Consider the following 18,907-nt stretch of genomic DNA (forward strand, 5'->3'; position numbering starts at 1 on the left):
GAGTCGCCCCATGAGCACCAGCCAACCCGCCGTATTTGTGTTGTCCAACCCCGAAGGCCTGTACGACCCCAGCGCCAATGCCTATTCACACGTGGCCGAGGTCAGCACCGCCGCCAAGCTGCTGTACATCGCCGGCCAGGGGGGTGAAGACCCTGCCGGTACGCTGTCGCCCGACTTTGCCGAACAGGCGCGCCAGGCGCTGCTCAACCTGCGCACCGCGCTGGAATCCAGAGGTGCGAGCCTGGCCGATGTATTCAAGCTGACCCTGCTGATCGTGGACCATAGCGAAGCCAGGCTGGCGCTGTGGGTGGCGGCTGCGAACGCCGCCTGGGGCCAGCTCAGCAAACCGACCTGCACCCTGATACCTGTGCCGCGCCTGGCACTGGACGGCATGCAGATCGAAGTCGATGCGGTGGCGGCCCTGCCCGCTTCGAGCTGATGGCCCCTAGCGCAGCGTGCACTGCGTCTGCACGATCGAGCGGTTGATGCGGTCCAGCTCGCTCTCGGCAACAACCCTGTTGTGGACGTTGAAGGCCATTTCATAGGCCTGGTTGGCAAACGCGGTGCAGTTGGGCCGTTCGAGAATCACCGCATCCATGCGCAACGCGTAGATGACCAGGGCGTCCGCCGACTGACCGGCGCGTTCGCGGTAGGCATAGCGTTGCTGGCGGGCCTGCTCGAAGTTGGCCTGCACTGCCTTTTCATAGTTGGCCTTTTGCGTGCGCTGCACAGTGGCCACCGGCACAGTGAGCAATTGATACACCGCCTGCTCGTAGGTCTTGGGGAAGCGGACTTCGTTGGTTTCGTGCAGCAACGTCTGGTTCATCACGTACAAGGTGGTGGTCGGACAGTAGTCGAAGCGCCCGCAGGCCTTGCTTGCCTTGGCTTGCAGGGCATCTGGCTGAAACCGCTGCGCCGACCAGCCCAGGGCCAGGTTGTACTGCTTGAGCGCCGTGTAATCGGCCTTCAACGCCTTGTTGAACGCCGCGAAGCACGCCGTGGTCTGCGCCGTCTGCGCATCGCCACAGCCTTTCACGCCAGAGATGTCGTCCAGCGAGTCGCCGCTGTAGTCGAGGGTCAGCGCTGGCCGTGCAGGCGTTGTCGACACCGCCACACCCTGGGTCTTGAGTGCACCGTAGCGGGCCGTCATTGCTTGCAACCTGGCACCGTCGGCTTTCTGCACGGCGGCGATTTCCAGCAGTTGCTTGACCGCGTCGAGGTCCTGGGGCTTGAGGTCCTTGTTGCCGGTCAGTGCCTCCAGCAGGTCCAGCGTGGCATTGGCATCACCAGCCTCGGAGTCCATGCGCAGCGCGCTCAAGGTCGACGCATAGCGGCTCTGTTGCACGAACTCGCCAAGGTTCATTTCTTCAAGGCTTGCGTACTTGAGCGGCTGTGCAATCTGCTGGCTCATGTCCTGGGCACACGCCAGCGAGGCGTACAGCAGGGTGATGGCAAGGGTAAGGCTGGTCTTCATGGACGTCCTGACAAGGCAACGCCACCGCAATGGTCGCGGTGGCCCACACCTGCATCGGCACGGCTGGCGCTTCCTTTAACTCAGTACACGGCCCCCACCGGGTACACGAATGCATTCACGTCATAGAAGGGCGTGCGCTGGTAAAACCAGTGCAGGCGCGCACTCGGGCTGTCGGCGAACGCCTTGTCGTCCTTGAGGCGGGCCTCGAACTCGGCCTTGAGTGCCGGGCTCTCGGCCAGCATCTTGCGCGCCATCGGCTCCATCACGTATTCCTCTGGCTCCTCCGCCGCCACCAGGGTCGCGTTGAAGAAACCCCAGGCCCAGAACGAGTCGGGGCTTTGCGGGTGCAACAGGTTGATCGCCAGCACGCCCAACGGCTGGTCGACGTCGATCAGCACCGAACCCGCCGCAAAGGTCTGCATACGCTCCAGCGGGTTGGCCACGCCACTGACCAGCAGATGCCCTTCATAGCCCGGAATCTCGTTGGCTGCCGCACGGTCCGGCTCGAAGCCACCGGCCACCTTCACCTCATCCATGCGGTACAGCGTCACCGCCATCGCCGTGGGCTGCTCGAGGGTGCGCATGCGGATGCCATGCGCCTTGAGCCGCGCGATCACCTCGGCCCACTGCGCCGGCACCACGTACTGGCGTGGGCGCTTGACCACCAGGTCGGGCTCGGTGTTGCCAGTGACCGGCACCGTCAGCGGCTTGGGCACGTTGCTCCACACGATCGTCCTGGCACCGGTGATCGGCGACTGTTCGTAGCGGTAGTCGCCCACCTTGAAGTCCACCTGCTCCTCCTTGCCCGGCTTCCAGGTCAGCACCACCTCGCGCTGGGCCGCGAGCCGGGCACGGTCACTGGCAATGGCCTGCTGCAGCGAAGCGGCCTGCTCGCCGATCACCTGGAACATCGTCTTGAGCATCACGTAGTTGCCCAGCACCTGGGTCTGGTACGGGTGCAGTGCATGCTGCTCGATCAGAATCGACGGCACGTTGCGGATATCGCCGTACTGGTTGGAGAAGCGCGCCAGGTCGGTGCGGTACGGGTAGTAGCCCTGGGTCGGGTCCTGGTTGTCGTTCATGCTGATGCACTCGTGCACCACATGCCCCTCGCCCTCCAGCGCCTGGTACACCGGCGCACGCATCACCGTGTCCATCCACGCGCTGCTGGCCGGCGACCAGCCATTGCCGTTATGGCAATACGAGCTGTCGTAGGGGTACATCGCGCCATCGGTGGAGTGGGTGTCGGCGAAGAAGCTCAGCTCGTAGGTGTTGAACACCCAGGCCACGTTGCGGATCTCGGCGCTGTCGAGCTTGGTGAAATCGCGGTTCAGGTTGAGGTTGCGCCCGTTCACGCGCCAGCCACTCTGGCGGGGGCCGTTCTGGTTGATTCGGCCATAGGCGCTGCGACGGATATCGCCGTCCACGTTGACACTGGGGATGAACAGGATGTTGACCTTCTGCAGCAGGCCGGCCAGCGGCTTGCTGCCGGTGGTCATGTCGCGCAGCAGCATGAACATCGCGTCCTTGCCGTTGGACTCGCCGGGGTGGATACCGGCCTCGATAAAGAGCGTCGGCTTGCCCGAACGCTTGAGCGCGGCGGGTGACTTGTCGGCCTCCAGCGAGGCCACCACCAGCAGCATCGGGTGGCCCTCGGCGCTTTTCTCCGGCAGCTCGCTGAGCACGATGGCGCCATTGGCGGCGGATGCCAGTTGCTGAAGGTAATCGCGGGTTTGCGCGTAGGTGCTGGTGTCGGCAAAGCCGGTGGCTTCGGCGACGGTGATCAGGGGGTTGCCGGCGGGCGCGATATAGCGGGTGCTGGTGAGGGTCTGCTCGAACATTGCCGGCAGAATGCGTTGCTTGGCGGCCTCGGGGTAGTCGCTGTCATCGATATAGGCCGGGGCGCCGGGCAAGGCCGCAAGGGCGGGCAGGCTGCCGAGCAACAGCAAGGTGGCCAGCAGGGGCTGCGGGTGCAGGTCGTTCATGATGGGTCCTTATCATGCGTAAGCAGGCAACCTTAGCTGATAAGGGGCAATGTCACCGCGATGGGATGCCGGCGAAGCGCCGCGCGAGCGGCGCTCGGTGCCAGGAGCGCCGTTGCGCCACGCCGTTCTACCGCGCCGCCAACCCCATCTGCCAGAAATCCGCCTCCAGCCGCGACGCCTGGGCAAAGATCGCCACCAGCTCGGTGAAGCGCTGCTCGGTCATGCTGCGCGCCGCCAGCTCGTCCAGGTGCAGGCGCGCTGCAGCAGCCACGCCCTGATACCCCTCCCCGGCATACTCGCCAATCCACTCGCGGTACGGATGATCACCCAGCGCCGCCACCCCGTCGGGGCTCAGCGCCCGGCCGATCTCGGCGTAGCCGATCACACAGGGCGACAGCGCCACATGCAGGTCCAGCAAGTCGCCCGCCGCGCCGCAATCGAGCACGAAGCGCGTATAGGCCACGGTGGCCTGGTGCTCCGGCGCGGCCTCGATGTCAGCCTTGGACAAGCCCCAGCGCGCGCACAGGCGTACATGCAGGTCGGTCTCGTCCAGAATCGCCGCAAGCCCCGCCTGGGCGGCACGGATGTCCGAAGGCCGGCGGCTCTTGTACGCGGCCAGCGCCCAGGCCCGCGCGAACTGGATCAGGAACAGGTAATCCTGCACCAGGTAGGTACGAAACGCCGTTTCGGGCAAGCTGCCCTGGCCCATCTGGCGCACGAAGCTGTGGTCCACGTAACTGGCCCACTCGGTCGGTGCAGCAGCTTTCAAACGGTCGAAAATATCCATCGTTCACTCCCCCTGTGGGTACACGGCATCGAAAAACTCAAGCTCCAGCGCCACGGCACGCAAGAAGAAATCGGTGCTCAGCGCCTCTTCCTGGGGGCCCACACGGTCGAGTTCGGCGCCCAGGAACGCAACGAAGTCGGCGAAGGCCGGGTTGTCGTGCAAGGTGATCCACTCGGCGTGCACGAAGTTGTCCGGCAGCGGCCTGGGCGCCTTGAGCGCCCAGTCCAGGTACAGGCCCTCGGCCACGTTGAGCACCGCCAGCACTGCCGCATAGGATCGGGTGGCCGCCGCCTGGCGCATGATCGCCTTGAAGCCGGCCGTGGGCTGTGTGTCGGCCGGCGCGGTGCGTTGCGCCTCGCTCACGCCCAGTGCCTCAAAGGCGCGCAGGAAATAGGTGTTTTCATCGCTGGCGATCATGCCGGCGAAACGCGCCAGGCGCAGGCGTGCATCGAAGGTGTCGGCGGTGGCAATGGCCGCGCCGAGCAGGGTCAGGAAGCTGTCGATGAAGCGATGGTCCTGCACCAGGTAACGCACCATCACCGGGTCCGGCAGGCTGCCGTCGCACAGCTGGGTGACGAAACGGTGGCCGACGGCGGCCGACCAGGTGGGTTCGCTTTGTTTGCGCAGGTGTTCGGTGAAACGTGGGGCAGTCATGGAGCGGCCTCGCAGTGAGACCGGCAAAGAAGGCAGGCGCTAGATCCCATCCCTTCGCCGGCATGATCCGGATCAGGTTCGAAGGGTCACCGCGCTGCAGATGCCAGCGGTTTCTCAGCCCGTTGCCGGGGCTCCCCTTGGTGCGCACACTGTATACAGCGATGTGGGCAATGTGCAATGCGCAGGCACCGCATCGATGCCATCGCGGGTCAAGCCCGCTCCCACAGGAGCTGGCGCCGTCCTTGTGGGAGCGGGCTTGACCCGCGATAGGCATTCACACCGAAACCGGTTTCAACATCCCCCGCTCGACAATGAACCCGATCACCGCCTGCAAGCCCTGCCCCGTCTTCAGGTTGCTGAACGTCCACGGCCGCTCGGGCCGCATGCGCCGGGTGTCCTTTTCCATGACCTCCAGCGACGCACCCACATAGGGCGCCAGGTCGATCTTGTTGATCACCAGAAAATCCGACTTGGTGATCCCCGGCCCGCCCTTGCGCGGGATCTTCTCGCCCTCGGCCACGTCGATCACGTAGATCGTCAGGTCGGCCAGCTCCGGGCTGAAGGTGGCACTCAGGTTGTCACCGCCACTCTCGACGAAGATCACTTCCAGGTTGCCGAACTTGCGCGCCAGATCCTCCACCGCCGCCAGGTTCATCGAGGCATCTTCACGGATCGCGGTATGCGGGCAGCCGCCGGTCTCCACGCCGACGATGCGCTCGGGTTCGAGCGCGCCGGCTTCGGTAAGGATGCGCTGGTCTTCCTTGGTGTAGATGTCGTTGGTGACCACGGCGATCTGGTAGTCATCGCGCATGGCCTTGCACAGCGCTTCGAGCAGCGCGGTCTTGCCGGAGCCGACCGGGCCGCCGACACCGACGCGCAGGGGTTGCTGGTAGCTTTGCATGGCAGTTTCCTCAGGATCGGAACAATCGGGTGTATTGGGTTTCATGGCGGGCAGAGGCAATCGCCAGCAACGGCAGGCCGCCGCCCAGGTGTTCATCAGGTACGTCCAGCGCCCACTCCAGTACCGCAGGCAGCTCCTCGCACAACTCGCGCAGCAGGGTCTGGGCTGCCTGCTGACCGAACGGCACCAGCTTGACCCCGGCCATCACCGCCCCTTCCAGCCAGGCAAAGCCATGCCCCAGGGCCAGCTCACGCAGCGGGATCTGCCAGTGCACGGCCAGCCAGGCCATGCCGCCCAGCTGGCTCAGCTCGACGCTGCTGCGCCAGGCCGGCGCCTGACACAGCTGCCAGCCATCGAGCAGGCGCGCCAGGGCCTTGCCACGCTGGCGTTCCTCCAGGCGCAGCTCGGCGGTTTCGCGGTTGGCCAGCAAAAAGCTGCTCCAGTGGGCGAACGCATCGGCATCTTGCGCGCGGCACGCGCTGTACAGCCGTTGCAGCAGCGGCCAGTCGAGGTGGCCGAGGGTGTCGTGCAACTGCTCGCGCTGCCAGGCGCCAAAGCCGTCGGCCCCCGTCACCCAGCCCGCCTCCACCGCCCACTCCAACCCCTGGGAATAGGTGAAGCCCCCCACCGGCAGGTTGGCGCTGACCAGTTGCAGCAGGCGCAGCAACTGCAGGTTGGCGCTCATCAGCCGGCCAGCACCAGGGCGGCACCGGCCAGCAGGCCGCCGCCACAGGCCTTCTGCAGCCCAGGGTGACGGTGCAACAGGCGCCCGGCGCCATAGCCTGCCAGCAGCAACAGGCCGCTGACCGCGACAAAGCCTGCGCTGAACACCCAGAACGCGCCCGGGCTGGCTTCGACGCCGTGGGCCCAGCCGTGAAACAGCGCGAACACCGGCATGACCAGCGCCAGCAGCACCTGGCGGCTGGGCAGCAGCAGCGCCGCGGCGGCCACCAGCAGCGAGCCGATGATCATGCTCTCCATGCCGATCACGCCCCCGAACAGATGGCCCATCAGCGCGCCGCCGAACATCGCCGCCAGCGTGGCCAGCGGCAGCGCCAGGGTGCGCCCGGTCAGGGCGGCCAGCACCCCGGTGCCCAGCAGCATCAGCAGGTGATCAAGCCCGGTGAGCGGGTGCAGCAACCCGTCCTGCAGGGGGTTGCTGTCGTGGCCGGGGTGGGCGAACGCAGGGACGGCGATCAGCAGCAAGGCAAACGCGAGGGTCTTTTTCATCGTGCAACTCCATGTCGAAATCAGTGGGCGTGGCCAGGCACGCGAACAAAGGGGTGATCGTTGTGGCTGTGGCTGTGCGGCGCGCTCTGGTAGGCGCCGGCCTCGGGCTCGAACGGCGCCTGCTCCACCGTCACCTCAAGGCCGAAGCCACGCACCATGTCGTCCAGCACATGGTCGTGCTGGTACCGCACGAAATCGCGCTCGATCTGCAACGGCACATGCCGATTGCCCAGGTGATAGGCGGCGCGGGCCAGCGCCAGCGGGTCGGCGCAGCGCACCGTCGAAACCTGCTCCGGCGCCGCCAGCACGCGAATCACCTCACGCCCCTGGGCGTCGGCCAGCAGCTCGCCGCCGCGAATCAGCTGGCCGCGTTCGAGCATCAGCCCGGCCTCGCGCCCGTCATCCAGGGTGATGCGCACGCGGCTCTTGATGCGCGTATCCAGGCTCAGGGTGGCAGTGGCGCCGATGTGTGCGGCCTGGTTCAGGCGTTGCGTCAACAGGATCATGCTCGCTCCTCAAAACAGAAAATAACGCTGCGCCATCGGCAGCACGCTGGCCGGCTCGCACACCAGCAGCTCGCCGTCGGCGCGTACCTCATAGGTTTGTGAATCCACTTCGATGGTGGGCATCAGCCCGTTGTGCAGCATGTCGGCCTTGCGCACCGTGCGACAGCCCCGGGCCACGCCGATCAGGCTGCGCAGGCGCAGTTCATGGTGAACGCCACGCTCCACCGCGGCCTGGGACAGGAACGTCATGCGCGTGGCGTTGCGCGCCTGGCCCAGGGCGCCGAACATCGGCCGGTAGTGCACCGGCTGCGGCGTCGGGATCGAGCCGTTGATGTCGCCCATCGGCGCCATCACGATCATCCCGCCCTTGAGCACCAGTGCGGGCTTGACCCCGAAGAACGCCGGCGACCACAGCACCAGGTCGGCCAGCTTGCCGGCCTCCAGCGAACCGACTTCATGGGCGATGCCATGGGTCAGCGCCGGGTTGATGGTGTACTTGGCGATGTAGCGCTTGACCCGGAAGTTGTCGCTGCGCGCGGTGTCAGGCGCCAACGGGCCGCGGCGCAGTTTCATCTGGTGCGCCACCTGCCAGGTGCGCAGCACCACCTCGCCCACCCGGCCCATGGCCTGGGAGTCGGACGAGGTCATCGAGAACGCGCCGATGTCGTGCAGGATGTCTTCGGCGGCAATCGTCTCGCGGCGGATGCGCGACTCGGCGAAGGCCACGTCCTCGGGGATGCTGGTGTCCAGGTGGTGGCACACCATCAGCATGTCCAGGTGCTCGTCCACGGTGTTGACGGTGTACGGCAGGGTCGGGTTGGTGGAGGACGGCAGCACGTTGGCGTAGCCCGCCGCACGGATGATGTCCGGCGCATGCCCGCCGCCCGCACCCTCGGTATGGAAGGTGTGGATGGTGCGGTCGCCGATGGCGGCCAGGGTGTCTTCGATGCAGCCGCTTTCGTTGAGGGTGTCGCTGTGCAGCGCCACCTGCACGTCCATCGCCTCGGCCACGCCCAGGCAACAGTCGATGGCCGCCGGGGTCGAGCCCCAGTCTTCGTGCAGCTTGAGCCCCACCGCCCCGGCCTCGATCTGCTCGCGCAGGGCCTGGGGTTGCGAGGCATTGCCCTTGCCCAGCAGGCCGATGTTGATCGGCAGTTCGTCGGCGGCCTGGAGCATGCGCGCCAGGTACCAGGTGCCCGAAGTACAGGTGGTGGCGTTGGTGCCGGTGGCCGGCCCGGTGCCGCCGCCGATGAAGGTGGTGATGCCCGACACCAGCGCCTCGTCGACCTGCTGCGGGCAGATGAAATGAATGTGCGAGTCGATGCCGCCGGCGGTGACGATCTTGCCCTCGGCGGCGATCACCTCGGTGCCCGGCCCCACCGCCAGGGTCACGCCGGGCTGCACGTCGGGGTTGCCGGCCTTGCCGATGCCGAAGATGCGCCCGTTCTTCACGCCGATATCGGCCTTGACGATGCCCCAGTGGTCGATGATCAGGGCGTTGGTCAGCACCAGGTCCATGGCCTCGGCGGCCAGCATCTGGCCCTGGCCCATGCCGTCGCGGATCACCTTGCCGCCGCCGAACTTGACCTCTTCACCGTAGACCGTGAAGTCCTGCTCGACCTCCACCCACAGCTCGGTGTCGGCCAGGCGCACACGGTCGCCCACGGTGGGGCCGAACATGTCGGCATAGGCACGCCGGGAAATACGGCTCATGCCACGGCCTCCAGCTTGCCCATCACCCGGCCCTGGAAACCGTACACCTCGCGCTTGCCGGCATAGGCCACCAGGTTGACGGTGCGCGCCTGGCCCGGTTCGAAGCGCACGGCAGTGCCGGCGGCGATGTCCAGGCGAAAGCCGCGGGTGGCCTCGCGCTCGAACACCAGAAAGGCGTTGACCTCGTAGAAGTGATAGTGCGAGCCGACCTGGATCGGCCGGTCGCCATGGTTGGCCACGCTGACGCTGATCGTGGCGCGACCGGCGTTGAGTTCGATGTCGCCGTCGGCGACCTGGATTTCTCCGGGAATCATGGGCTGCTCCTGGGCAGGTCAGACGATAGGGTCGTGGACGGTGACCAGCTTGGTCCCGTCGGGAAAGGTCGCTTCCACCTGCACGTCGTGGATCATCTCGCTGACGCCTTCCATCACCTGGTCACGCCCCAGCACTTCGCGGCCCAGGCTCATCAGCTCGGCCACCGTGCGCCCGTCGCGGGCACCTTCCATCACGCTGGCACTGATCAGCGCCACCGCCTCGGGGTAGTTGAGCTTCAGCCCACGGGCCAGGCGGCGCTCGGCGAGCAACGCGGCGGTGAACAGCAGCAGTTTGTCTTTCTCTCTCGGGGTCAGCTCCATGGTGCGGTCTCTCAAGTGGCCCAGATGCGCGGCGGGCATGGCGGCAAGCCGACGACGGTCGGTCGCAGGGCGCGCCACAGCCGCTGCAGGGTGGATTGCAGGCGTTGGTTGTCGTGGTCGAGCAGGCGCACCACCAGCAGCTGGCCAAGCAGCGTGGCGCCGGCGGGCACCGGCAGCGGGTGGATCAGTTCGCGTACCTGTTCAAGCAGTTGCTCGTTGGCCGGGGCGGCGCAGAAGGTGGCCAGCAGCGGGTGGCCGCCCAGCTTGTGCAGGTGCCCACCCTGCAGGCGCAGGCGCTCGTGCAGGCCGGGATCGTCGGGCATGTCCACCTGCAGCCGGCTGTCCACGGCGCCATGGCTGAAGGCCTCGCCCATTACCGGGCGGCCCAGGCACAGGGTTTCCCAGGCCAGCAGGCGCGCGCCGGGGGCCAGGCTGAAATGGCTGTGCAGCGATACCCGCGCGCCGGGGAAGCAGATGCTGTCCTGGGGCAGCCACTCCAGGGTGCTGCCCTCGGCCAGGTGAAAGCGCTGGCGCAGCACCGAGGTGGGCCCGGCGCTGCGGTAGAACTTGGTGGCACCGGGCATGGTCAGCAGCGCATGGCTGCCCGGCTCCAGGTGCAGCTTCAGGGCCAGGCGATCCCCCCCCACCACCCCGCCCGGGGGGTGCAGCACATACACATGGCAGGGGTCGCCTTCGGGGTAGAACGGGCGCTGCACCAGAAGTGGGCCGAAATGCTGGCGTGCACCAATTCGGGTCCGCCCCTGACCTGCGACGAAGCGCAGGTTCAGTTCGGCGTTCCAGCCGGCCGGATCAACCGGCGCGGGGATAAATCGTTGAGCTTGCGTCATGCACGGCGGCCCTGGGCAATGGAGTGGCGACACGGCAAGGCCGGTGTCTGACCAATCGATCAGCTATCGATGCCAGGGGCAATGCAGGTTGCGAGCCAATGTTGTGCATTGGCGTGGTCACGGCGTAGGAAACGCCCTGCGATGGTTACTGCTGGCCAAACAGGTCATGGGCGTCGAGCAGCCGGTAGGCGATCTCGGGACGTTTTTCGAGGGCGCGGCGGATGGCCGCCGGTATGCTCTGGCGGGTCTTGCGGCACAACCCTGGCGGGCCCTCGACCTCGATACGGATACCGCGCATGGTGCGCACTTCATTGGGGCCGGGGGCGATGTGCACCTGGATGCCAAGCTGATCGAACAGGCGGCGCTGCAGGTGTTCGAGGTCGGGCAGGCTCTGCAGGTTTTCCAGGCGTTGGAGCAGGCGGTTTTCTTCCTGGCGGGTCAGGCGCAGAATGCGCAGGTCGGCGCCCGGCGTTTCGAGCAGGCGTTCGCGCTCGCAGATGCAGGCACCGGGTGGGCAGGGTTGGCGCAGCGGTATGATGGGCTCCATGAGGCCCAAGCATAGTCACCGGCCCCTGCGCCGGCAACGCCGGCTCCTGCCCGGTTTGCGTCGCCTGCAGGCGCCGGCGTTGCCGGCGAAGGCGTCACTGGAGATCCTTGCATGAAACAACCCGAACTCGACCTGTTCGGCCCACCCGCCCTCGGCGCCCCCGAATGGATCGGCAAGCAGACGCTGCTGCTGCCAGGCTTTGCCCTGGACCTCGTCGAGCCCCTGCTGCCGGCCCTGCGCACGGTGCTGCGCGCCGCACCGTTTCGCAACCAGCTCACCCCCGGCGGGCGCACCATCGAAGTGGCGGTCACCAATTGCGGGCCGCTGGGCTGGGTCAGCGACCGCCTGGGCTACCGCTACAGCCCCTTCGACCCGCTCACCGGCAAGCCCTGGCCTGCCCTGCCCACGCTGCTCGCCGAGCTGGCCGCTGCCGCCGCAGAGGCAGCCGGCTTCGCCCATTTCAGGCCCGACGCCTGCCTGATCAACCACTACCAGCCCGGCAACCGCCTGACCCTGCACCAGGACCGCAACGAACGCGACTTCAGCCAGCCCATCGTGTCGATCTCGCTGGGCCTGCCGGCGGTGTTCCTGTTCGGCGGGCACACCCGCAGCGAGCCCACCCGCAAGGTCGGCCTGCAGCACGGCGACGTGATGGTCTGGGGCGGCGAGGATCGCCTGCGCTTTCACGGGGTCAACCCGCTCAAGGACGGCGAGCACCCACTGCTGGGCGCCCGCCGCATCAACCTGACCCTGCGCAAGGCCGGTCAACCCGATTGAACTCCCGCCGGTCTGCGCCCCTCCCACTTCATAGGGTTTGTATGAACGATGGAGCACGGCAATGGCCAAGCCACTGCAGGAATACCAGCGCAAGCGCAACTTCGACGCCACCCCGGAGCCGGCCGGCAAGGCCCGCCGCGGCGCGCGCGCGCAGGCATTGCAGTTCTGCATCCAGAAGCACGACGCCAGCCACCTGCATTACGACTTTCGCCTGGAGCTGAACGGCACCCTCAAGAGCTGGGCCATCCCCAAGGGCCCGTCACTGGACCCGAAGGTCAAGCGCCTGGCCGTCCACGTCGAAGACCACCCGCTGGACTACGCCAGCTTCGAGGGCAGCATCCCCGCAGGCCATTACGGTGCGGGCGAAGTGATCGTGTGGGACCGCGGCGTGTGGCTGCCCGAGGGCGACCCGGCCCAGGCCTATGCCAGCGGCAAGCTGCGCTTTCGCCTGCAGGGCGAAAAGCTGAACGGCACCTGGCATCTGTTTCGCACCCGCCTTGGCGGCAAGAAGGAACAGTGGATGCTGGTCAAGTCCGACGACGAGGCTGCCCGCGCCGAGGCCGACTACGACGTGCTGCAGGCCCAGCCCGACAGCGTGCTCAGCGAGCGCAGCCTGATCCCGCGCACCAAGGGCAAGGGCAAAGACAAGGACAAGGACAAGCCCAAGGCCGCACCCCCGCCTCGCCGCCCAGCCAGGGCCGGCACACTGAGTGCGGCCAGGAAGGCCACCCTGCCCGCCGCCCTCACGCCGCAACTGGCCACCCTGGTGGAAACCCCGCCACAAGGCGACTGGCGCTACGAGGTCAAGTTCGACGGCTACCGCATCCTGGCGCGCATCGACGGCGACGACGTGCGCCTGTTCACCCGCAACGGCCACGACTGGACCACGCGCATGCCGCTGCAGGCCAAGGCCCTGGCCGGCCTGGGGCTGAGCTCGGCCTGGCTGGATGGCGAAGTGGTGGTGGCCAACGCCGAGGGTATCGCCGACTTCCAGGCCCTGCAGAACGCCTTCGACAGCGACACCGATGCCAACATCGTCTACTACCTGTTCGACCTGCCCTACCTCAATGGCATGGACCTGCGCCAATGCCCGTTGCAGGAGCGGCGCGCCGCCCTGGCGGCCGTGCTTGAACCGGCCGACGAACAACGCCTGCGTTTGAGTGCCGACTTCGACGAAGCCCCCGAGTCCCTGCTGGCCAGCGCCTGCCAGATGCAGATGGAGGGCCTGATCGGCAAACGTGCCGACAGCCTCTATGTATCGCGGCGCAGTCACGACTGGATCAAGCTCAAGTGCAAGCAGCGCCAGGAATTCGTGATCGTCGGCTTCACCGAACCCAAGGGCAGCCGCGCCGCGTTCGGCGCCCTGCTGCTGGGGGTGCACGACGCCGACAGCGGCCAGCTGCGCTACGCCGGCAAGGTCGGCACCGGCTTCAATACCGCCACCCTGCAGAGCCTGCTCCAGCGCCTCACCCCGCTCGAGGTGAAAAAGCCCGCGGTCGCCAACCCACCCACCGGCGCCGAAGCCCGCGGCGTGCACTGGCTCAGGCCACAGCTGCTGGCCGAGGTGGCCTACGCCCAGATGACCCGCGAAGGGGTGGTACGCCATTCGGTGTTCCATGGCCTGCGCGAAGACAAGCCGGCCCGCGCCATCGGCCTGGAGAAACCCGTGAAAGCGCCTACCCGCAAAGCCTCCGACAACACCCTGCGCATCACCCACCCCGACCGGGTGATCGATGCCAGCAGCGGCACCGACAAACGCCAGGTGGCCGAGTACTACGCCCAGGTCGCCGAATGGATCCTGCCGCACCTCAAGCGTCGCCCCGTGGCGCTGGTGCGCGCACCGGAGGGCCTGAGCGGCGAGCTGTTCTTCCAGAAGAACGCCGCCCAGCTGAACATCCCGGGCCTGGAGAGTCACGACAAGGCCGAGGCCGGCCAGGCAGTGATGATCATCGACCGCGCCGACACCCTGCTGGGCGCGGTACAGATGAACACCCTGGAACTGCACACCTGGAACGCCACCGCCAGGGACTTCGACAAACCCGACCGTTTCGTGCTCGACCTCGACCCCGACCCGGCATTGCCCTGGAAGGCCATGGTCGAAGCGACCCAGCTGACCCTGGCACTGCTCGACGAACTGGGCCTGCAGGCGTTTCTGAAAACCAGTGGCGGCAAGGGCATGCATGTGGTGGTGCCGCTGACCCGGCGTGCCGGCTGGGACGAAGTCAAGGCGTTCAGCCATGCCATCGTCACCCACATGGCCGGGTTGTTCCCCGACCGGCTGTCCGCCGTTTCGGGGCCTAAGAACCGCGTGGGGCGCATCTTCATCGACTACCTGCGCAACGCCCGTGGCGCCACTACCGTGTGTGCCTATTCGCTGCGCGCCCGCGAAGGGCTGCCGGTGTCGGTACCGATCCGCCGCGAAGAGCTCACCGAACTCAAGGGCGCCAACCAGTGGAACCTGCACAACCTGGGCGAGCGCCTGGCCAATGGCGACGACCCCTGGGCCGACTACGACAAGACCCGCCAGTCGCTCACCGTGGCGCTGCGCAAGCGCATGGGCGTGGCATGAAGGGCCTGGACTGGATCGACCTGCTGCAGTGGCCGGCCATGCTGCTCACCCTGGTGGCAGCCTGGTGGATCGGCTCGCGTCAGCCGCGTCGGCGGCGCATCGGCTTCTGCTGCTTCATGGCCAGCAACCTGCTGTGGGTGGTGTGGGGCTGGCAGACCGAGGCCTGGGCATTGATCGTGCTGCAGTTCTGCCTGTGCGCCATGAACCTGCGCGGCCTGAAAAAGAATACCTCGACCCACGCTGCGTGCCCCAAGGAGTCCGCCTCATGAGCATTGTTCAAACCTTCGACCTGGGCCGCCTGGACACCCTGCTGCGCCAGTTCGCCGAGCGCCCGCAACCGCTGAACCTGGACAGCCAGCTGCTCGAACTGATGCAGGCCCTGCAGGCGGCCGGCCTGGAACGCCTGCCGTTGCCCGGCCAGGGCCAGACGCTGCAGCGCTGGCAGACCCTGGCACGGGTGGCCGGCGCCGACCTGGCCCTGGCCAAGCTGTATGAAGGGCATACCGATGCCCTGGCGATACTCGCCGAATGCGCCGGGGCGCACCTGGCCGGCAACGGGATCTGGGGCGTATGGGCAGCCGAGCCGCCCAGCGCACGGGTGCGCATCGTGGCTCGCGACAACCAGCGGGTGTACCTGCAGGGGCGCAAGGCCTGGTGCTCCGGCGCGCTGCAGATCGACCACGGCCTGCTCACCGCCTGGGACGAAGACGAACAGCCGCAACTGGTGGCGCTGGACCTTGCCGAGACGGGTCTGCACCGGGTGGCAGACGGCTGGCAGGCGGTGGGCATGGGCATTACCGCCAGCGTCGAGCTGGAACTGGAACACACCCCGGCGCACCTGGTGGGTGGCCCTGGCCAGTACCTCAGTCGCCCCGGCTTCTGGCACGGCGGCGCCGGCATCGCCGCCTGCTGGTACGGCGCCGCCGAGGCCCTGGCCGACTACCTGCGCGAACACTGCCGCCAGCCACGCCCCGACCCCCACGCCGACGCCCACCTGGGCGCGGTGGACGCTGCCCTGTGCGGCGCCGCTGCAGCCCTGCGCGAGTGCGCCGCACAGATCGACGCACAGCCCCAGGCCGATGCCCAGTTCGCCGTACGCCGTGTGCGCGCCCAGGTCGAATACGCCGCCACCCTGGTGCTGACCCACGTGGGCCGCGCCCTGGGTGCCACCCCGTTCTGCCGCAACAGCCACTTCGCCCGGCTCAGCGCCGACCTGCCGGTGTTCCTGCGCCAGAGCCACGCCGAGCGCGACCTGGCCGAACTGGGCCGGCAACTGGCCGGGCGTGAAGCCGGCGGGTGGCAGCTATGAGCGTCGACAACCCGATCAAGGCAGCCGGCAGCGGCACGCCATTGTCGCTGTGGCAGGCGTCCAGCGCCCTGGCCCAGGTCGCCACGGTGCAGGCCGATGAGCTGCTGCCCCCCGGTGCGCGCCTGGTGGTGGTGGCGCCCCACCCGGATGACGAGGTGCTCGGTTGCGGTGGCCTGCTGTCGACCTTCTGCGGCCGTGAGCAGGCGTTGCTGCTGGTGTCGGTGACCGATGGCGAAGGCAGCCACCCCGGCTCGCTCGCCTGGCCAGGCGAGCGCCTGCGCGTGCAGCGCCCCCTGGAAAGCCGCGCAGCCCTGGCCGCGCTGGGGCTGGACGTCGACCGGGTGGCCTGGCAGCGCCTGCACCTGGCCGACAGTGGCGTGGCCGCGCACGAAGCGCAGCTGGCCCATGCGCTGGTGCGTTGCCTGCGCCCCGGCGACCGGGTGCTGAGCACCTGGCGCCTGGACGGCCACTGCGACCACGAGGCCGTGGGCCGTGCCAGCGCACAGGCGGCGCAGACCGTGGGCGCGCAGCTGATCGAGGTGCCGATCTGGGCCTGGCACTGGGCCCGGCCGGACGACCCGCGCCTGCCGTGGCGCCGTGCGCGCAAGCTGGCGCTCAGCCCGCAGCAACTTGCGCGCAAGCGCGCCGCCATCGCCGCGCATGCCAGCCAGCTCCATGCCGATGGCGAGCAGCCACCGGTGTTGAGCCAGACCACCCTGCAACGCCTTCTGCAACCTTTCGAACTGCTGTTTCTATGACGGGTGTTTCCATGAGCGTATCGCCGCAGTATTTCGAACAGCTGTTCGAGCACGATGAAGACCCCTGGGCCTTTCGGACCCGCTGGTACGAGAAGCGCAAGCGCGACCTGACCCTGGCCTGCCTGCCGCGCCAGTACTACACGCGCATCTTCGAGCCCGCCTGCGCCAACGGCGAGCTCAGTGCAGCGCTGGCCGAGCGCACCGAGGCCCTGCTTTGCCAGGACCTCAATGCCACTGCCGTCGAGCTTGCGCGCCGGCGCCTGGCAGCCTGCCCCCAGGCCAGTGTGAGCCAGGGCCACCTGCCCGGCGACTGGCCGGGGGGCGAGTTCGACCTGATCGTGCTCAGCGAGATCGGCTACTACCTCGACCCCGCGCAGTGGCTGCAGGTGATCGAACAGGCCGTGGCCAGCCTGAGCCCTGGCGGTGCGCTGCTGGCCTGCCACTGGCTGCACCCCATCGACGGCTGCCCGCAGGATGGCCGCCAGGTACACGCCCTGCTCGATCAGCGCCTGCCGCTGTACCGCGCCGTGCGCCACGAGGAAGCCGACTTCCTGCTCGAATACTGGTGTTGCCAGCCGTGTGCCATTGACCTGCAGGAGCCTTGCCTATGATCGGCGTGATCGTCCCCGCGCATAACGAAGAACAGTACCTGCCGGCCTGCCTGCGCGCCCTCGGGCAGGCGGCGGCGCAGGCCGAGGCCCTTGGCGAGCGCGTCGAGATCGTGGTGGTGCTCGACCAGTGCAGCGATGCCAGCCAAGCCATTGCCCTGGCGCACGGCGTGCACACCCTGCAGGTCACTGCGCGCAACGTGGGCTACGCCCGGCGTGCCGGCGCCAGCTGGATGCTCGAGCGCGGCGCGCGCTGGCTGGCCTGCACCGACGCCGACAGCTGCGTGCCGGCCGACTGGCTGGTGTGCCAGCTGGACTGCGCCGCCGACGCCGTGTGCGGCACGGTGCACGTGGAGCAATGGCAGGCGCACCAGGATGCGGCGTTGCAGGCGCGTTACCTGGCCCACTACCAGGCCCGCGAGGACCACCGGCACATCCATGGCGCCAACCTGGGCATCTGCGCCAGGGCCTACCAGCGGGTCGGCGGCTTCCGGCCCGTGCCGCTGGACGAAGACGTGCAACTGATCAGCGACCTTGAGCTGAGCGGCGCGCGCATCGTGTGGACGGCACGCAACAGCGTGTCCACCAGCAGCCGTGGCGACTGCCGGGCGCGGGGCGGCTTCGGCGACTTCCTCACCACCCTGGCGGCTACCCCGTGAGCCGTGGCGCGGCGCAGGTGCATATCGGCATCTCGGGCTGGCGCTATGTGCCGTGGCGGGGCGACTTCTACCCCGAGGGCCTGCGCCAGAAGGACGAGCTGCACTTCGCCTCGCGGGCGGTCAACAGCATCGAGATCAACGGCACCTTCTATGCGCTGCAACGTCCCGAGCGTTTCGCCGGCTGGGCGGCCGAAACGCCGCCAGGCTTCGTGTTCAGCGTCAAGGCGCCGCGCTTCATCACCCACGTGAAGCGCCTGCGCGAGATCGACGAACCGCTGGCCAACTTCTATGCTTCCGGCCCCCTGTCGCTGGGCAGCAAGCTGGGGCCGACCTTGTGGCAGTTCCCGCCGAACATGCGTTTTGACGAGGGGTTGTTCGATGCGTTTCTGGCGCGCCTGCCGCACACCGGCAAGCAGGCCAAGGCCCTGGCCGCGCAGTGTGCCGAGCGGATGCAGCGTGCGGGTTACCTGGAGGGCGCCGACCGGCAGGTGGTGCGCCATGCAGTGGAGGTGCGTCACGAGAGCTTTCTGGATCCGGCGTTCGTGGCGTTGCTGCGCAAGTACCGGGTAGCGCTGGTGGTGGCCGACACGGCGAAGAAGTGGCCGCATGTGGAGGACTTGACCAGCGACTTCGTGTACATGCGCCTGCATGGGGATGTGGCGCTGTACAGCAGCGGTTATTCAGAGGCGGCCTTGCGCGGCTGGCAAAAGCGTATCCAGGCGTGGAAACGCGGGGCGCAGCCTGGGGATGCGCGGTTGATCGATGCGGCAAGTGCGGCGCCGAAGGCGGCGCATCGCGATGTGTACTGCTACTTCGACAACGACATCAAGGTGCGCGCGCCCTATGACGCCAGACGGTTGCTGGAGCTGCTGAAGCTGGACAAGGGCCTGGAAGCGACACCGGGTGCTGCGCTGTAGGAGCCCGCCTGGCTGGCGAACCGGACACCG

General features: G+C 67.7%; 22 protein-coding genes and 1 riboswitch. Of the genes, 9 read left to right on the forward strand and 13 right to left on the reverse strand.

Features of this window, described 5'->3' with window-relative positions:
• Positions 1 to 10 precede the first annotated feature (10 nt).
• On the forward strand, positions 11 to 439 hold the full coding sequence (locus DN387_RS05655) for a RidA family protein (protein ID WP_054914449.1): 429 nt from the start codon (positions 11 to 13) through the stop codon (positions 437 to 439).
• Positions 440 to 445: 6 nt separating this feature from the next.
• On the opposite strand, the gene DN387_RS05660 is transcribed toward DN387_RS05655, so the two are convergent.
• The 13 genes from DN387_RS05660 to DN387_RS05720 all read right to left on the reverse strand — a co-directional run bounded on the left by DN387_RS05660 (position 446) and on the right by DN387_RS05720 (position 11,280).
• Complete coding sequence (locus DN387_RS05660; protein ID WP_054914448.1) at positions 446 to 1,474, reverse strand: hypothetical protein; 1,029 nt, start codon at positions 1,472 to 1,474, stop codon at positions 446 to 448.
• Positions 1,475 to 1,554: 80 nt separating this feature from the next.
• On the reverse strand, positions 1,555 to 3,459 hold the full coding sequence (locus tag DN387_RS05665; protein ID WP_054914447.1) for a M14 family metallopeptidase: 1,905 nt from the start codon (positions 3,457 to 3,459) through the stop codon (positions 1,555 to 1,557).
• Between the two features lie 127 nt (positions 3,460 to 3,586).
• A complete protein-coding gene (locus tag DN387_RS05670; RefSeq protein ID WP_043860584.1) occupies positions 3,587 to 4,246 on the reverse strand; it encodes a TenA family protein in 660 nt (219 codons plus the stop codon).
• Positions 4,247 to 4,249: 3 nt separating this feature from the next.
• Positions 4,250 to 4,900, reverse strand: a complete 651-nt coding sequence (locus tag DN387_RS05675; RefSeq protein ID WP_054914446.1) for a TenA family protein — start codon at positions 4,898 to 4,900, stop codon at positions 4,250 to 4,252.
• Between the two features lie 32 nt (positions 4,901 to 4,932).
• Positions 4,933 to 5,048, reverse strand: a riboswitch (TPP riboswitch).
• 126 nt (positions 5,049 to 5,174) lie between these two features.
• Complete coding sequence (gene ureG / locus DN387_RS05680) at positions 5,175 to 5,801, reverse strand: urease accessory protein UreG (RefSeq protein WP_043860582.1); 627 nt, start codon at positions 5,799 to 5,801, stop codon at positions 5,175 to 5,177.
• A 10-nt stretch (positions 5,802 to 5,811) separates the two neighbouring features.
• Positions 5,812 to 6,486: an urease accessory protein UreF gene (locus tag DN387_RS05685; RefSeq protein ID WP_054914445.1), complete on the reverse strand. Its 675-nt coding sequence runs from the start codon at positions 6,484 to 6,486 to the stop codon at positions 5,812 to 5,814.
• A complete protein-coding gene (locus tag DN387_RS05690; protein ID WP_054914444.1) occupies positions 6,486 to 7,031 on the reverse strand; it encodes a HupE/UreJ family protein in 546 nt (181 codons plus the stop codon). Before DN387_RS05690 ends, DN387_RS05685 begins: the two co-directional genes overlap by 1 nt.
• Positions 7,032 to 7,051: 20 nt before the next feature.
• On the reverse strand, positions 7,052 to 7,537 hold the full coding sequence (gene ureE / locus DN387_RS05695; RefSeq protein ID WP_043859638.1) for an urease accessory protein UreE: 486 nt from the start codon (positions 7,535 to 7,537) through the stop codon (positions 7,052 to 7,054).
• Positions 7,538 to 7,546: 9 nt separating this feature from the next.
• On the reverse strand, positions 7,547 to 9,250 hold the full coding sequence (gene ureC / locus DN387_RS05700) for an urease subunit alpha (RefSeq protein WP_043859639.1): 1,704 nt from the start codon (positions 9,248 to 9,250) through the stop codon (positions 7,547 to 7,549).
• Complete coding sequence (locus DN387_RS05705) at positions 9,247 to 9,564, reverse strand: urease subunit beta (protein WP_054914443.1); 318 nt, start codon at positions 9,562 to 9,564, stop codon at positions 9,247 to 9,249. The genes ureC and DN387_RS05705 overlap by 4 nt, the downstream gene beginning before the upstream one ends.
• A gap of 18 nt (positions 9,565 to 9,582) precedes the next feature.
• Positions 9,583 to 9,885 carry an urease subunit gamma gene (locus tag DN387_RS05710; protein WP_043859641.1) on the reverse strand — a complete coding sequence of 101 codons (303 nt, stop codon included), beginning with the start codon at positions 9,883 to 9,885 and terminating at the stop codon, positions 9,583 to 9,585.
• An 11-nt stretch (positions 9,886 to 9,896) separates the two neighbouring features.
• On the reverse strand, positions 9,897 to 10,733 hold the full coding sequence (locus DN387_RS05715) for an urease accessory protein UreD (RefSeq protein WP_054914442.1): 837 nt from the start codon (positions 10,731 to 10,733) through the stop codon (positions 9,897 to 9,899).
• 145 nt (positions 10,734 to 10,878) lie between these two features.
• Positions 10,879 to 11,280, reverse strand: a complete 402-nt coding sequence (locus DN387_RS05720) for a hypothetical protein (RefSeq protein ID WP_054914649.1) — start codon at positions 11,278 to 11,280, stop codon at positions 10,879 to 10,881.
• Positions 11,281 to 11,391: 111 nt separating this feature from the next.
• Between DN387_RS05720 and alkB the strand changes: the two genes are divergently transcribed.
• The 8 genes from alkB to DN387_RS05760 all read left to right on the forward strand — a co-directional run bounded on the left by alkB (position 11,392) and on the right by DN387_RS05760 (position 18,877).
• A complete protein-coding gene (gene alkB / locus DN387_RS05725) occupies positions 11,392 to 12,057 on the forward strand; it encodes a DNA oxidative demethylase AlkB (protein WP_054914441.1) in 666 nt (221 codons plus the stop codon).
• Between the two features lie 61 nt (positions 12,058 to 12,118).
• Positions 12,119 to 14,626, forward strand: coding sequence for a DNA ligase D (gene ligD, locus DN387_RS05730; protein ID WP_054914440.1), 2,508 nt, complete (start codon positions 12,119 to 12,121; stop codon positions 14,624 to 14,626).
• On the forward strand, positions 14,623 to 14,895 hold the full coding sequence (locus tag DN387_RS05735) for a hypothetical protein (protein WP_078481216.1): 273 nt from the start codon (positions 14,623 to 14,625) through the stop codon (positions 14,893 to 14,895). Before ligD ends, DN387_RS05735 begins: the two co-directional genes overlap by 4 nt.
• Entirely contained in the window at positions 14,892 to 15,935 is a 1,044-nt protein-coding gene (locus DN387_RS05740; protein ID WP_054914439.1) for a hypothetical protein, read from the forward strand. The genes DN387_RS05735 and DN387_RS05740 overlap by 4 nt, the downstream gene beginning before the upstream one ends.
• On the forward strand, positions 15,932 to 16,693 hold the full coding sequence (locus DN387_RS05745; RefSeq protein WP_054914438.1) for a PIG-L deacetylase family protein: 762 nt from the start codon (positions 15,932 to 15,934) through the stop codon (positions 16,691 to 16,693). The genes DN387_RS05740 and DN387_RS05745 overlap by 4 nt, the downstream gene beginning before the upstream one ends.
• 11 nt (positions 16,694 to 16,704) lie before the next feature.
• The gene (locus DN387_RS05750; RefSeq protein ID WP_054914437.1) at positions 16,705 to 17,304 is read left to right on the forward strand and encodes a trans-aconitate 2-methyltransferase; all 600 of its coding nucleotides are present in this window, start codon (positions 16,705 to 16,707) and stop codon (positions 17,302 to 17,304) included.
• Complete coding sequence (locus DN387_RS05755; RefSeq protein WP_043860031.1) at positions 17,301 to 17,960, forward strand: glycosyltransferase family 2 protein; 660 nt, start codon at positions 17,301 to 17,303, stop codon at positions 17,958 to 17,960. The genes DN387_RS05750 and DN387_RS05755 overlap by 4 nt, the downstream gene beginning before the upstream one ends.
• Positions 17,957 to 18,877 carry a DUF72 domain-containing protein gene (locus DN387_RS05760; RefSeq protein ID WP_043860032.1) on the forward strand — a complete coding sequence of 307 codons (921 nt, stop codon included), beginning with the start codon at positions 17,957 to 17,959 and terminating at the stop codon, positions 18,875 to 18,877. Before DN387_RS05755 ends, DN387_RS05760 begins: the two co-directional genes overlap by 4 nt.
• Positions 18,878 to 18,907: the final 30 nt, after the last annotated feature.

It is taken from the genome of Pseudomonas sp. FBF18 (genome assembly GCF_024261405.1).
In the GTDB taxonomy this organism is placed as follows: domain Bacteria; phylum Pseudomonadota; class Gammaproteobacteria; order Pseudomonadales; family Pseudomonadaceae; genus Aquipseudomonas; species Aquipseudomonas palmensis.

What these genes read in the sequence shown, in the direction of transcription:
- DN387_RS05655 (WP_054914449.1), top strand. Translation starts at nt 11, where the DNA reads ATGAGCACCAGCCAACCCGCCGTATTTGTGTTGTCCAACCCCGAAGGC.
- DN387_RS05660 (WP_054914448.1), bottom strand. Translation starts at nt 1,474, where the DNA reads ATGAAGACCAGCCTTACCCTTGCCATCACCCTGCTGTACGCCTCGCTG.
- DN387_RS05665 (WP_054914447.1), bottom strand. Translation starts at nt 3,459, where the DNA reads ATGAACGACCTGCACCCGCAGCCCCTGCTGGCCACCTTGCTGTTGCTC.
- DN387_RS05670 (WP_043860584.1), bottom strand. Translation starts at nt 4,246, where the DNA reads ATGGATATTTTCGACCGTTTGAAAGCTGCTGCACCGACCGAGTGGGCC.
- DN387_RS05675 (WP_054914446.1), bottom strand. Translation starts at nt 4,900, where the DNA reads ATGACTGCCCCACGTTTCACCGAACACCTGCGCAAACAAAGCGAACCC.
- ureG (WP_043860582.1), bottom strand. Translation starts at nt 5,801, where the DNA reads ATGCAAAGCTACCAGCAACCCCTGCGCGTCGGTGTCGGCGGCCCGGTC.
- DN387_RS05685 (WP_054914445.1), bottom strand. Translation starts at nt 6,486, where the DNA reads ATGAGCGCCAACCTGCAGTTGCTGCGCCTGCTGCAACTGGTCAGCGCC.
- DN387_RS05690 (WP_054914444.1), bottom strand. Translation starts at nt 7,031, where the DNA reads ATGAAAAAGACCCTCGCGTTTGCCTTGCTGCTGATCGCCGTCCCTGCG.
- ureE (WP_043859638.1), bottom strand. Translation starts at nt 7,537, where the DNA reads ATGATCCTGTTGACGCAACGCCTGAACCAGGCCGCACACATCGGCGCC.
- ureC (WP_043859639.1), bottom strand. Translation starts at nt 9,250, where the DNA reads ATGAGCCGTATTTCCCGGCGTGCCTATGCCGACATGTTCGGCCCCACC.
- DN387_RS05705 (WP_054914443.1), bottom strand. Translation starts at nt 9,564, where the DNA reads ATGATTCCCGGAGAAATCCAGGTCGCCGACGGCGACATCGAACTCAAC.
- DN387_RS05710 (WP_043859641.1), bottom strand. Translation starts at nt 9,885, where the DNA reads ATGGAGCTGACCCCGAGAGAGAAAGACAAACTGCTGCTGTTCACCGCC.
- DN387_RS05715 (WP_054914442.1), bottom strand. Translation starts at nt 10,733, where the DNA reads ATGACGCAAGCTCAACGATTTATCCCCGCGCCGGTTGATCCGGCCGGC.
- DN387_RS05720 (WP_054914649.1), bottom strand. Translation starts at nt 11,280, where the DNA reads ATGGAGCCCATCATACCGCTGCGCCAACCCTGCCCACCCGGTGCCTGC.
- alkB (WP_054914441.1), top strand. Translation starts at nt 11,392, where the DNA reads ATGAAACAACCCGAACTCGACCTGTTCGGCCCACCCGCCCTCGGCGCC.
- ligD (WP_054914440.1), top strand. Translation starts at nt 12,119, where the DNA reads ATGGCCAAGCCACTGCAGGAATACCAGCGCAAGCGCAACTTCGACGCC.
- DN387_RS05735 (WP_078481216.1), top strand. Translation starts at nt 14,623, where the DNA reads ATGAAGGGCCTGGACTGGATCGACCTGCTGCAGTGGCCGGCCATGCTG.
- DN387_RS05740 (WP_054914439.1), top strand. Translation starts at nt 14,892, where the DNA reads ATGAGCATTGTTCAAACCTTCGACCTGGGCCGCCTGGACACCCTGCTG.
- DN387_RS05745 (WP_054914438.1), top strand. Translation starts at nt 15,932, where the DNA reads ATGAGCGTCGACAACCCGATCAAGGCAGCCGGCAGCGGCACGCCATTG.
- DN387_RS05750 (WP_054914437.1), top strand. Translation starts at nt 16,705, where the DNA reads ATGAGCGTATCGCCGCAGTATTTCGAACAGCTGTTCGAGCACGATGAA.
- DN387_RS05755 (WP_043860031.1), top strand. Translation starts at nt 17,301, where the DNA reads ATGATCGGCGTGATCGTCCCCGCGCATAACGAAGAACAGTACCTGCCG.